Annotated in this window: 12 protein-coding genes and 4 tRNA genes; 11 read left to right on the top strand and 5 right to left on the bottom strand. The window is 67.2% G+C overall.

Annotated elements, in window-relative coordinates; genetic code table 11:
- Positions 1-236 precede the first annotated feature (236 nt).
- From ACZ3HL_RS42290 to ACZ3HL_RS42265, 6 genes are all read left to right on the top strand, one after another.
- Complete coding sequence (locus ACZ3HL_RS42290) at positions 237-980, top strand: hypothetical protein (RefSeq protein ID WP_465537449.1); 744 nt, start codon at positions 237-239, stop codon at positions 978-980.
- Positions 973-1,416 (top strand): DNA methyltransferase, encoded by a 444-nt coding sequence (locus tag ACZ3HL_RS42285; RefSeq protein WP_465537447.1) that lies wholly within the window; start codon positions 973-975, stop codon positions 1,414-1,416. Before ACZ3HL_RS42290 ends, ACZ3HL_RS42285 begins: the two co-directional genes overlap by 8 nt.
- Before the next feature lie 55 nt (positions 1,417-1,471).
- Entirely contained in the window at positions 1,472-1,858 is a 387-nt protein-coding gene (locus ACZ3HL_RS42280; RefSeq protein ID WP_465537445.1) for a hypothetical protein, read from the top strand.
- A 178-nt stretch (positions 1,859-2,036) separates the two neighbouring features.
- Positions 2,037-2,492, top strand: coding sequence for an XF1762 family protein (locus tag ACZ3HL_RS42275; protein ID WP_465537443.1), 456 nt, complete (start codon positions 2,037-2,039; stop codon positions 2,490-2,492).
- A 214-nt stretch (positions 2,493-2,706) separates the two neighbouring features.
- The gene (locus ACZ3HL_RS42270; RefSeq protein WP_465537442.1) at positions 2,707-3,039 is read left to right on the top strand and encodes a helix-turn-helix domain-containing protein; all 333 of its coding nucleotides are present in this window, start codon (positions 2,707-2,709) and stop codon (positions 3,037-3,039) included.
- Between the two features lie 188 nt (positions 3,040-3,227).
- The gene (locus ACZ3HL_RS42265; protein WP_465537440.1) at positions 3,228-4,463 is read left to right on the top strand and encodes a tyrosine-type recombinase/integrase; all 1,236 of its coding nucleotides are present in this window, start codon (positions 3,228-3,230) and stop codon (positions 4,461-4,463) included.
- Between the two features lie 49 nt (positions 4,464-4,512).
- Here ACZ3HL_RS42265 and ACZ3HL_RS42260 read toward each other — a convergent pair.
- The 4 genes from ACZ3HL_RS42260 to ACZ3HL_RS42245 form a co-directional block, all read right to left on the bottom strand.
- A tRNA-Val gene (locus ACZ3HL_RS42260) sits at positions 4,513-4,587 on the bottom strand.
- Position 4,588: 1 nt separating this feature from the next.
- A tRNA-Cys gene (locus ACZ3HL_RS42255) sits at positions 4,589-4,659 on the bottom strand.
- Between the two features lie 25 nt (positions 4,660-4,684).
- Positions 4,685-4,757 (bottom strand) — tRNA-Gly (locus ACZ3HL_RS42250).
- A gap of 135 nt (positions 4,758-4,892) precedes the next feature.
- A complete protein-coding gene (locus tag ACZ3HL_RS42245; RefSeq protein ID WP_005159130.1) occupies positions 4,893-5,318 on the bottom strand; it encodes an SsgA family sporulation/cell division regulator in 426 nt (141 codons plus the stop codon).
- 389 nt (positions 5,319-5,707) lie between these two features.
- Between ACZ3HL_RS42245 and ACZ3HL_RS42240 the strand changes: the two genes are divergently transcribed.
- From ACZ3HL_RS42240 to ACZ3HL_RS42220, 5 genes are all read left to right on the top strand, one after another.
- Positions 5,708-5,779: transfer RNA gene (locus tag ACZ3HL_RS42240), tRNA-Val, on the top strand.
- 870 nt (positions 5,780-6,649) lie between these two features.
- Positions 6,650-8,176, top strand: a complete 1,527-nt coding sequence (locus ACZ3HL_RS42235) for a sugar transferase (protein ID WP_465537438.1) — start codon at positions 6,650-6,652, stop codon at positions 8,174-8,176.
- A 108-nt stretch (positions 8,177-8,284) separates the two neighbouring features.
- Positions 8,285-8,899, top strand: a complete 615-nt coding sequence (locus ACZ3HL_RS42230; protein WP_465411699.1) for a malonic semialdehyde reductase — start codon at positions 8,285-8,287, stop codon at positions 8,897-8,899.
- A 138-nt stretch (positions 8,900-9,037) separates the two neighbouring features.
- Positions 9,038-11,107 (top strand): threonine--tRNA ligase, encoded by a 2,070-nt coding sequence (thrS, locus tag ACZ3HL_RS42225; RefSeq protein WP_465537437.1) that lies wholly within the window; start codon positions 9,038-9,040, stop codon positions 11,105-11,107.
- Complete coding sequence (locus tag ACZ3HL_RS42220) at positions 11,104-11,640, top strand: HIT family protein (protein ID WP_465411697.1); 537 nt, start codon at positions 11,104-11,106, stop codon at positions 11,638-11,640. The genes thrS and ACZ3HL_RS42220 overlap by 4 nt, the downstream gene beginning before the upstream one ends.
- A gap of 77 nt (positions 11,641-11,717) precedes the next feature.
- Here ACZ3HL_RS42220 and ACZ3HL_RS42215 read toward each other — a convergent pair whose 3' ends face one another.
- Positions 11,718-12,260 (bottom strand): YceI family protein, encoded by a 543-nt coding sequence (locus ACZ3HL_RS42215; RefSeq protein WP_465411696.1) that lies wholly within the window; start codon positions 12,258-12,260, stop codon positions 11,718-11,720.
- Positions 12,261-12,277: the final 17 nt, after the last annotated feature.

Genomic DNA, 12,277 nt, shown 5'->3' with positions numbered 1-12,277 from the left:
TCTAAACCCGCCTCTTGGAGTGACTTGGCAGGCCACGCCGCGAGGAAGGGCAACCCATGGCATCGACACCTCACGATGAGCCGGGACGCGGTCGACACCGATCGTCCTATCGACGAACGCCGACACCGCCGCACAGCAATAGCCACCGGCGCAGGGTTCGCCTCCGCCCGCCCGCTGTCGGACGCGGTCGCGCGACGCGTCTGACCACTCTCTGGCCCTTCGTCGACGCCGAGCAGTTGCCCGGAACCGCGCTGCTCGCCGGCTGGCTCGGACGCACGATCCTCACTCTCGTCAGGACCTACACCCGCCCTGGCGACCGCGTGCTCCTGCTGACTCCGCCGGCGGCGACGCGCGCACCGCGGTCCGTCTCCGATCGGACCCGCGGCACCACCGTCTACGCCGGAGTCGACGAAGCGGTCTGGACCGTCGCCCGACTCGGTCGCGGCGTCGACACCGCGACCGCCGCGCCGGAACCGGGTCACCTCTGCGACGACACTGACCTTGCCCCGCCTGACCGGACGGAGTCCGAGTCGCGACCCCGACTCAGTCGGCCCGACTTCGGCCAGGTCAATGAAACGGACACCGACTCACCGCGCAGACGCCGCCGGACCGTGCACCGACCCCGGGGCCGGTTCGACCTCATCATCACCGCCCTCGATCCGTTCGCCACCGACTGGCTCGGTCACACCGATTGGGCCGACCTCCTCGCTCCGCGAGGGCTCGCCGCCGTCATCACACACAGTGAAACTCGAGGCGGGCGGCTGCGCGATCCTCAAGCACTGACCGTGGACACGTTGAGTAAGTGCGGATTGCGTTGTCTCGACGCCATCGCCGTGCTTACCGCGCCGGTCACTCCGGAAGCCGCAACCGTCGCCGAGCCGGTCCGCGGCGTGCTGCCGTCGCGCAGGGCCCACCACGACCTCGTGCTCTTTGGACGACTCGCGGACGCTGCCGATCGGACGGAGGTCCCGAATGCGTGAACAGCCAGACAGCCCGGCCCTAACTTCGGTCTGGCCGACCGGGACGGCCAGTGTGGCGACCCAGTTGGCCGAGGGCGGCTACCACGACGCCACCGGCACCGATGTCGCGTTGATGACCCCGGCCATTGCCCGGCACGCCATCGAAGTCTTTACCCCGCCTGGCGGTGTGGTGCTCGATCCGGACTGCGGAGCCGGAACGACAATCGTCGAAGCACTGCGCTGCGGGCGGCATGCGATCGGGCTCACCGGACAACGCCGATGGTGGCGCCTGGCCCGCGCGAACGTGACTGCCACGAAGGCTCGCGGCGTGTTCGTCGACGGGATGGTTCTCGTCCTCGACAGACGCCCTGGCACGGCTGCCGCCGCGGCAACGGCGGGGCTGGCTGGCCGCATCGACCTCCTGCTGACCACCCCTGCGCCGCGGTCCGGCCGGTGATCTCACAGCGGCGCTCGAGCGGCTTAACATACTGCTGACGCAGTACCGGCACCTGGTGCGCCCAGGCGGGTATGTCGTCGTCACCTGTGCACCCGAGCGGCATCCGGCCGGGCACGAACTGCTCGACGTTCCCGGCCAGATCACGGCCATCGGCGCCGCCGTCGGGCTTGCGCCGGTGGGGCGCAGTGTCGCGCTGACCGCTGACGTTCGCCAGCACCGAATCCGCACGCACGCCACGGCTGCCGAACGCCGCGCCGTGGCTCACGCGGAACGCGCTCTCGGCCACCCCATCGCCCTGCCCGCGCACCACACCGCACTCGTGTTTCGCGCAGATCCTGAAGCCGGGAGCCGCGTGACTGCGCTTCAAGTTCCGCCACTGCCCGCTCGCCGTGTGCTGCCGCGGCTGGGTGATACGGCACGTGTTCTGTCGAACGCGGCGTAGGGGTGCTCATGATGCTCGGTGACTTTTCTGAGTATCGGAGCGAGAGACCGTCCACTGGGGACACCGGCGACATATCCAGCCGCGGAGAGGCCGGACTCGGACCCGGCCGAGACGGTGCCCGCTCCTTCCACCGTGAACCGCCGAGTTCTATCGGTCGCGGCCGACCGGAGGTGCCGCAATGGGTTTGAGTATCGTCCCGGTCACCTTCCGCCAGGCGTGCGATTTCATCGCTGCGCATCACCGGCATCATCGGCCGCCACGTGGGATGAAGTTCGCGGTGGGCGTCGCCCAGGAGACCGAGCTCGTCGGTGTGGCGATCGTCGGGCGCCCGGTTGCCCGTCACCTTGACGACGGGGTGAGTGTCGAGGTGACGCGCACCTGCACGACCGGAGCCCGGAACGCCAACTCCAAGCTCTATGGAGTCTCGTGGCGCGTCGCTCGGACACTCGGGTTCCGGCGACTGATCACCTACACCCAGGACGGCGAGAGCGGAGCGAGTCTGCGCGCGGCCGGTTTCCGTCCGGTCGCCGACCTTCGGCCGCGGCCGGGTTGGTCCACTGTGTCGCGACCGCGCGAGTCGCGCGGCGTGGACGGGATCCGGCGAACGCGGTGGGAGATCCGAGCTGACCCGTAGTTCACGCGATCGGGTGGGTCGTCCGATTCGCTCAGGATTGCCTTGTGCGCCAGCTGTTTCAGCTGGTACAGCTGGCGACTGGCCGACGCTACCGCGTCTCATCAGCTGATCCGTTGCACGAGCCCTTCACGTCCGTGGCCGCCGGCACCATCCGGTGCCGTGACCTGGCAGGGCGGAACCGTGCTGTCCACGTCACTGGAGGAGGTGAACTGTTGTGACGGACGACAGTCCGCGCGCGAGCACTTCCGCGCTTGATTCCGTCGATGGTGCTGCGGCACTGGCGGCTTCGATCCGCGAGCTGGCCAGCGCGGTCCGCGCGTTGTCGGAGCACGCCCCGCGCGATCCCGCTGCGCTGCTGACGGCAGAGGACGTTGGTGCGTTGCTCGGCTTGTCTCCGAGGACGTTGAAGGACCGGGCCGCGGCCGGGGTGTTCCCGCATCGTCGGTTCGGCAAGCACTACCGGTTCAGCCGTGAGGACGTCGCGGAGATCGTGCAGTTGACGAAGAGCGAGGTGCGTCCGTATCGCGGTGGCATGCGTGCGGCGTGAGCGTCGGCCGTTCTGTTCACTCCCGGCTGATCCGGGAGTCACCCTAGGAAGAGAGTGTGTTCGACATGGCCTATGCGCAACCGACTGGCGGTAGTACGCCAGGGTGGCGTGCTCGGTTCAAACGTCCTGACGGGACGTGGGGGAGCCGAGCCGGGTTCAACTCAGAGAAGGCGGCCGAGGCGTGGGGTGTGGAGCAGGAGGCGCTGATCCGGCGCAACCTGTGGCTGGACCCGCGGGAAGCGGAGATGTTGTTCGGCGTATTCGCCGAAGAGTTCATGGACGCGGTCGGTCCGCGGCTGGAGCCGACGACATCGGCGAAGTACCGGTCCTTTCTGGACAACCATCTACACCCGCAGTGGTCGTCATGGCCGCTGGCCGGGATCTTCAACAGCTACGTCGAGATCGAGAAGTGGCTCTCGGAACTGCACGAGGACTACGCCGACTCGTCGGTGGCGTCGATCTTCTCGCTGTTCTCCACGATCCTTGGTGCCGCGGTCAAGGCGAGGAAGATTCCCGCGAACCCGTGTGCCGGGATCCGGGTCACTTCGGGCGAGTTCGAGATCGAGAACCTCGTCGCAACTCCGGTGCAAGCACTGAGGGCGTCGATGCGCCTCTACGAGAGCGGGCTCGGACTCGCCGGATTCGTGCTCGGTCTGCTCGACTTCTACACCGGTTCCCGGTGGGGCGAGTTGGTCGGTCAGCAGCGGCACGAGTACGACAGCGAAGCACGGGCGATCCAGATCCGCGAGCCGCTAAAGGAGATCGGCGGACGCCTCTTCAAGGGTGGTCGCCGGGTCGACACCTCGCGGCTGGCTGATCTCGGGCCGCGGCCGACTCGTCCGGTGACACCTCGACGACAGGGTGGCCGCGCGAAGAAGGGCCGGACGAAGACACCGGCCGGTACGCGAAGCGTGGAGTTGCCACCGAGTATCGCGGTCTTCTACGAAGAGCTGATCGACAGCCATACCTTCCCGTTCGTGCTCTGCAGCGCCGAGGGAGCACCGCTGCGGCGGTCGAACTTCCGCAACCGCTACTGGCGCCCGGTCTGGGATGGCAGTGACGCTGAACACACGCGGTCGGCGGAAGTGGTGCAGCCGATCCTGCCGACCTTCACCTTCCACGAGGGCCGGCACAGTCACAACACCTGGCTGGCCGAGGACGGCATCCCCGAAGTCGCCCGTCGGGCGCGGCTGGGTCAGAAGATGAAGGGGATCGCGAGGGTCTACGACCACGTGACTCCGCTGATGCGCCGTCAGATCCTGCAAGCGCTCGAGACCCGCTGGATCGGCTCGTTGGTCGCGCTCACGCCGAGTGAGCGGACGAAGCTGGGGGAGTGGTTCCCGCACCTGCACGCCACGTTCCGTGACGGGCAGTTGGAGACGGCCCCGAGGGCCATCGCCATTTCATCGCCATTGAACGACTGAAGCCCCGCCCCTCCGAGGAGGAGCAGGGCTTCTGACCTGCGAAAACAGATGGTGCGCGATACTGGGATTGAACCAGTGACCTCTTCCGTGTCAGGGAAGCGCTCTCCCGCTGAGCTAATCGCGCGAGGTGGAGACGGGATTCGAACCCGTGTACACGGCTTTGCAGGCCGTTGCCTCGCCTCTCGGCCACTCCACCGTGTCAGGCCCGAGAGGGCCTTCCGAGCGGATGACGGGATTCGAACCCGCGACCCTCACCTTGGCAAGGTGATGCGCTACCAGCTGCGCTACATCCGCACATCCTCGGTCCGGCTGAAGCTCAAAACCTCGCGGTTCTGTTCCTCACCCCGTCGCCGTGGTGTGTGTGAACACTATCGGACCCCGAAATCGGCCCTGCAACCGGGGTGCCACTTGCTGTTCGCAAGCCCGTCATCAGGCCAGATCGTTGGGGATCAGGTGAGTCAGGGCGTCGTCGACGTCGACCCAGAGGTGCTCGTTGCCCGGGAGTACGACGTCGTAGGTCCGGTCGAGGAAGTCGGCCAGCTCCTGAGCGGACGCCTCGAACATGGCGTGCCCGGACGGCGAGTTCAGTTCGATGAGGACGGACTCGGGGTCTTCGACGGAGGGGCGGATGCGTACGTCGCCGTCGCCCGCGTCGGCCAGGAGGCCGTCCGCGAGGAGATCGCGCGCGTAGACCCACTCGACCCAGCCGGCGCGGCCGGTGCGGAAGGCGGCCACGACCGCGTACGGGTCGCGTGTGTCGTATCGCAGTTCCACCTTGACCGGAACCGCGGGGGTCCGCGGCGCCAGGAGGTCGAACACCGCCGTCGAGCGGAGCGTCACGTGATCGTTGCGCATCGTCCTACCCTTCGTCTCCTTCCCGGCCCGGTCGAACCGAGTGGCGATGATGTGACGCATCGGCCGGCTGATCGGAACGCGGTTTTGCCGCAGATCACCCGGACGGGGTCATCGGACCCCGGGTCACCCCATCATCACCCGCGCGACGCGCAGCCATCCATGCGCCCTGCAGGCAGTCCACATGTACATACTGCGCGGTTTAGTCGTCACGCGATAGCACCGTCGCACGAATGTCGAAGCGCGTCGCGGGCGCCCCCCGGCCGTGACAACCCCGGCTAGCTCGCGGTTGTTCGCTCCGTATTTGCTGGTGAGCGGAGTGTGGTCGGACGGAACCACCCGTTTGCAGGCCCCCTAAAGTCGTGGGGTAGAGTTTCCCGAACACCGCGAGCGGGCGATTAGCTCAGCGGGAGAGCGCTTCGTTCACACCGAAGAGGTCACTGGTTCGATCCCAGTATCGCCCACCGGATGAAGGCCCTGGACCGATGGTCCGGGGCCTTGATTCATTTCCGGGGTGAGCTGTCCGGCGGCATTCGATCCCCAGGTCGGGTGCGGGTTATGTGGGGGCGGTACTTCTGCCGTCCCAGGCGGCGCCCCCGGTGCGGCCGAGTCCGCCGGCGTGGCCGCCGGCCGTGGTTCGACGATCTCCGAAGCCTCTCGTTCCGGCCGGTGTGGACACTCGTCGGACATCTCGCGGCACGTCGCGAAAATGTCGCATGATCCGACGATCGAGACACCTTTGTGATCCTCGGCACGAAGTGTCCGCCGAAAGGTTCAGACCACCGGAAAGGTGATGTGGGACATGGCCGGGCGGCTCACCCGCCCGGCCGCGGCGGCCGGGTCGTCGTGATGCTGACGTGATGTGACGAAACGCCACTCCGGTGACCGATTGACAAGGTAGGTCGGCTCGCGGTGAGCGCGTCCGGCGGCAGGCCGTCCGCCGGGACCGGGAAATCCACAGTGGACCGACCGGAGATCGACTTGCCCGGACCGTCCACTGTGGAGTTTTCGGGGCTGTTCGGCCGATCGGGGTGCCGGTGCTCCAAGTGGCCGGGAATCAGGGGAATTCGTGACTACTTTGAGTAGTTGTTCGCCGGATACGGTCTATTACGCATCGTCATCATGTTGTTATCAACACGGCATTCATTTGCCGGATGCCCGCCCAGGGTGTGGCTGGAAATCCTTGTAACGATGGCCGGAGAGTGGCCGATACCTTGGCGTGTGTCGCCCCATCGGCCGCGGAGAGACCTTGAGAATCGATCACTCTTCGAGATCACTCTCATTTACTCAGCGTGTTGATCCGGCGTTCGGGAATCCCCACTCCGGGAGGTCTGATGGAAGAGTCGGTGCGGCCGTCGTCCACCGTCAACGGGACGCCGCAGCACATCGACCTTCAGTCGATTCCGCTTCCCCCTCGACGGGGTGCGGGCAATGCCGACGCGGTCGGCACGATGTCGGCGCGGCCGCCTTACGCGGCTTGGGAATCGCGCTACCGAGCCTGGGTCGTCGGTAGTGACGTTTTCACCGCTTTCGTGCTCATCGTGATGAGCGCCTTCTTGATCGATCGATCCGATCCGCACGACATGCACGCGCTCGGTACCGCCGCGGCCTTCCTGTTCGGGCTGTCGGTCTGCCGCGCCTGGAGTCCCCGTGTGCTGGGCGAAGGGGCGGAGGAGTACCGGACGCTGGGGCGTGGCCTGGTGACCACCGCCGTTCTGGTCGCGCTGGGCGGCCTGCTCTTCGGCGCGCTCGCCGTGCAGCCGTGGGTCTTCATCGTCGTCCCGATGATCTCCGTCTTCATGTTCCTGCAGCGGTACGCGCTGAGACAGGTGCTGCACCGGCGCAGGCGGCTCGGTGAATGCCTGCTGCCGGTGCTCGCCGCGGGAAGTCCCGACACGGTCGCCGACCTGATCGCGCGCACCAAGGCCGATCCGCATGTCGGCTGGCGGGTGGAAGCCGTCTGCACGTATTCCGGTGCCGGCGCGGAACGGGAGAGCGGCGAGGTGGAAGGCGTCCCGATCGTCGGGAAGCTCGACGACCTCGCGGGCCACGTCCGCCGCGGCGGTTACCGGGTGGTCGCCGTGACCGCCGATCAGCACTGGAACCCGAAGCGCCTCCAGCGGCTCGCCTGGGACCTCGAAGGAACGTCGGCCGAGATGGTGGTCGCGCCGATGCTGATGGAGGTCGCCGGACCCCGGTTGAACGTCTCCGGCGTGCTCGGCATGCCGCTGCTGCGGGTGACCGCGCCGATGTTCACCGGCGGCCGCCGCCTGGTGAAGGAGGCGCTCGACCGCTTCGGTTCCGCTCTGCTCCTCACTCTCGTTTCCCCGTTGCTGCTGGCGATCGCCGTCGCGATCAGGCTCGACGACCGCGGTCCGGTGATCTACCGGCAGCGCCGCGTCGGCCGGGACGGCCACACCTTCACGATGCTGAAGTTCCGCACGATGGTCACGAACGCCGACAAGCTGAAGCAGCACCTCGAGGCGGACAACGAAGGCGCGGGCCCGTTGTTCAAGATGCGGAAGGACCCGAGGGTCACCCGGGTCGGTGGTCTGCTTCGCCGGTACTCCCTCGACGAACTGCCCCAGTTGTTCAACGTCCTGAGCGGACGCATGTCGCTCGTCGGCCCTCGCCCGCCGCTGCCCGAGGAGACCGCGAAGTACGCCCCGGACGCGCGCCGCCGCCTCCTGGTCAAGCCGGGGCTGACCGGGCTGTGGCAGGTCAGCGGCCGCAGCGACCTCAGCTGGGCCGACAGCATCCGCCTCGACCTGCGTTACGTCGAGGACTGGTCGCTCGCCCTCGACCTGGTGATCCTGTGGAAGACCTTCCGTGCCGTGGTGCAGGGACGAGGCGCCTACTGACGCCTTCCTGTGACCGTACCCACACGAAGAGGTAGTTGAGCGAGAAATAGTTCAGCGCTCAACTAGGTTGTGCCGGGTACAGGACGCGTACGGAAGGAAGATCCACCCATGACCACCAGCGTTGAGCCGACCGAAGCCTTGAACCTCCCGCAGGACGTTCAGGACCTGTTGTTCCGCGAGGCCCGTACCGCGAACAGCTTCAGCGACGAGCCGGTGACCGACGAGCAGATCCGCGCGATCTACGAGCTGGTCAAATGGGCCCCGACGTCGATGAACAACCAGCCGCTGCGCGCGCTGGTGATCCGCACCGAAGAGGGCAAGAAGCGCCTCGCCCCGCTGATGTCCGAGGGCAACCGCGCCAAGACCGAAGCCGCGCCGGTGACCGTCGTGCTGGCCGCCGACACCGAGTTCCACGAGAACCTGCCGCGGACGTTCCCGCACTTCCCTGGCGCCAAGGACCTGTTCGCCGACGAGGCGAGCCGCGTCGAGACCGCCAAGCTCAACGCGTTGCTTCAGGTCGGCTACTTCATCATCGGTGTCCGCGCCGCCGGGCTGGCCGCCGGCCCGATGACGGGCTTCGACGCCGAGGGCATCGACAAGGAGTTCTTCGCGGGCAAGCCGTGGAAGTCCCTCGTCGTGATCAACGTCGGCAAGCCGGGCGACAACCCCTGGTTCGACCGCCTGCCGCGGCTGGACTTCGACGAGGTCGTCGAGACCGTCTGACCTCGTCCGCCGATACGCGAAGGCCTTCTTCCGATGGGAAGGAGGCCTTCGTGGTGCTTGGGGTAATGCGCGTGAGCCGCGCGGCGGGTGACGACTAACATCACACGAAACATCCGCCTTCATCGCGAGGAGTCCATCGTGTCCCAGCCGTCGTCAGTAGCAGCCGCAACCGCCCCGCGCGTGGTGGTACCGGCGGGCACTACGGCGGGCACCGCGGTCCGCGAAGCCGGGCTGCCGACCAAGGGACCGGACACGATCGTCGTCGTGCGCGACGCCGAGGGGAACCTCCGCGATCTCTCCTGGGCCCCGGAATCCGAGACCGAGGTCGAGGCCGTCGCGGCGAACACCGAGGACGGCCGCAGCGTCATTCGGCACTCGGCCGCCCACGTGCTCGCCCAGGCCGTGCAGCAGCAGTTCCCGCAGGCCAAGCTCGGCATCGGGCCGCCGGTCAAGGACGGCTTCTACTACGACTTCGCCGTCGACACCCCGTTCACCCCGGAAGACCTGCAGGCGCTCGAAAAGCGCATGAAGCAGATCGTGAAGGGCGCGCAGCAGTTCTCCCGCCGTGTCTTCGACTCGGTCGACGAGGCGAAGAAGGAACTGGCCGACGAGCCGTTCAAGCTGGAACTGGTCGACATCAAGTCCGAAGACTCCACAGTGGACACCTCCGAGGTGATGGAGGTCGGCGGCGGCGAGCTGACCATCTACGACAACCTCGACCCGCGCACCAAGGAGCGTGTGTGGAGCGACCTCTGCCGCGGCCCGCACGTGCCGACCACCAAGTTCATCCCGGCGTTCAAGCTCACCCGCGTCGCCGCCGCGTACTGGCGCGGTGACGACAAGAACCCGCAGCTGCAGCGGATCTACGGCACCGCGTGGGAATCCGCCGAGGCGCAGGACGTCTACCTGGAGCGGCTCGCCGAGGCCGAGCGGCGCGACCACCGCAAGCTCGGTGTCGAGCTGGACCTGTTCTCCTTCCCCGACGAGATCGGCTCGGGGCTGCCGGTGTTCCACCCCAAGGGCGGGATCATCCGGCAGGAGATGGAGAACTACTCGCGCCAGCGGCACGTCGAGGCCGGGTACGACTTCGTCTACTCGCCGCATATCACCAAGGGCGCGCTGTTCGAGACCTCCGGTCACCTCGACTGGTACCGCGACGGCATGTACCCGGCGATGCACCTCGACGCCGAGCACAACGAGGACGGTTCGGTCCGCAAACCCGGCCAGGACTACTACCTCAAGCCGATGAACTGCCCGTTCCACGACCTGATCTTCCGTTCGCGCGGGCGTTCCTACCGGGAACTGCCGCTGCGGATGTTCGAGTTCGGTTCCGTGTACCGCTACGAGAAGTCCGGCGTGATCCACGGCCTGACCCGGGTGCGCGGGATGACGCAGGACGACGCGCACATCTTCTGCACCCTGGAGCAGGTCCCCGGTGAGCTGAAGTCCCTTTTGGACTTCGTGCTGAACCTGTTGCGCGACTACGGTCTCGACGATTTCTACCTCGAACTGTCCACTCGGAACGAGGAGAAGTACATCGGTTCCGAGGAGGTCTGGGCCGAGGCGACCGAGGTGCTGCGCACCGCCGCCGTGGACTCAGGGCTGGAGCTGGTGCCGGATCCGGGTGGCGCCGCGTTCTACGGGCCGAAGATCTCCGTGCAGGCGAAGGACGCGCTGGGCCGCACCTGGCAGATGTCGACCATCCAGCTGGACTTCATGCTGCCCGAGAAGTTCGAGCTGGAGTACACCGCGGGCGACGGCAGCCGTCAGCGCCCGGTGATGATCCACCGCGCGCTGTTCGGTTCGATCGAGCGGTTCTTCGGTGTGCTGACCGAGCACTACGCGGGTGCGTTCCCGGCGTGGCTGTCGCCGGTCCAGGTGGTCGGCATCCCGATCACCGAGGACCAGGTCGAGCACCTGCGCGGGGTCGAGAAGGCGCTGCGGGCCAAGGGGATCCGGGTCAACGTCGACGCGAGCGACGACCGGATGCAGAAGAAGATCCGCACCCACACCACGCAGAAGGTGCCCTTCATGCTCCTGGCGGGCGCGAAGGACGTCGAGGCGGGCGCGGTGTCGTTCCGGTTCCGCGACGGCGGCCAGATCAACGGTGTCCCGGTGGCCGACGCGGTCGAGGCGATCGCCGGCTGGGTCCAGCGCCGTGAGAACTCCTCGCCGACCGTGGCGGGCTTGGAGGCGGTACTCCGGTGACGGGCCTCGATGGCCCTGAAGTCGTCGGACAGGACGGTGTGGGGGTCCCGGACGCGTTGCAGCGCCTGTGGACCCCGCATCGGCTCGCCTACGTGCAGGGTGCCAAGAAACCCGACGAAGGCTGCCCGTTCTGCCATCTCCCCGAGAAGAGCGACGAGGACGCGCTGATCATCGCGCGCGGGAAGACCGTGTACGTGGTGCTGAACCTGTACCCGTACAACCCCGGTCACCTGATGGCCGTGCCGTACCGCCATGTCGCGGACTACACGGATCTGACCGCGGAGGAGACCGTCGAGGTGGCGGAGTTCACCCAGCACGCGATGCGGGTGATCCGGGAGGTTTCGTCGGCGCACGGGTTCAACATCGGGATGAACCAGGGTGTGATCGCCGGCGCGGGGATCGCCGCGCATCTGCACCAGCACGTGGTGCCGAGGTGGGGCGGCGACGCGAACTTCATGCCGGTGATCGGGCATACGAAGGTGCTGCCGCAGTTGCTGGGGGAGACACGGCAACTGCTGGCGGGTGCCTGGTAGCTCGATTTCAGTACATGAAGGCCCCTTTGCTTGCGCCAGGCGCAAGCAAAGGGGCCTTCATGTACTTCCGGCGGGTCTCAGGCGTTGAGCGCGGCCTGCAGCTCGATGTCGATCTTGACCTTCTCGGACAGGAAGGCGTTGCCCTCCGGGCCGATGCCGAAGTCGCGGCGGTTCACGGTCGCGGTGGCCGAGACGCCGAGGGTGGTGGCGTTGTCGTTGGCCGGGTTGGTGCCGATGCCGTTGAACTCGGCCTCGAGCGAGACCGGGACGGTCTTGCCGCGCCAGGTCAGCTCGCCGTCGATGACGTAGTCGCCGCCGTCCTCGCGGATGCCGGTGGAGCGGAAGGTGATGACCGGGTGCTCGTCGACGTGGAAGAAGTCCTCGGACTTGAGGTGCGTGTCGCGTCCGTCGACGCCGCTGGCGACCGACGAGGCGTCGATCTCGACGGTGACCGACGAGTCGAGGATGTTGCCTGCGGTGACGACCTCACCGGTGAAGGCGGTGAAGTTGCCCCGGGACTTGGCCAGGCCGAGGTGCTTCACGGTGTAGGCGATGTCGGAGTGGGCGGTGTCGATCGTCCACTTGCCTGCGACGTAGCCCGGGATCTCGGTGGTGGTCATGAGAGTCGGATCTCCAA

This window comes from Amycolatopsis sp. NPDC000009, from assembly GCF_055563465.1.
Note: the sequence above shows the minus strand (reverse complement) of the source record. Positions and strands in the feature narration are given on the sequence as shown.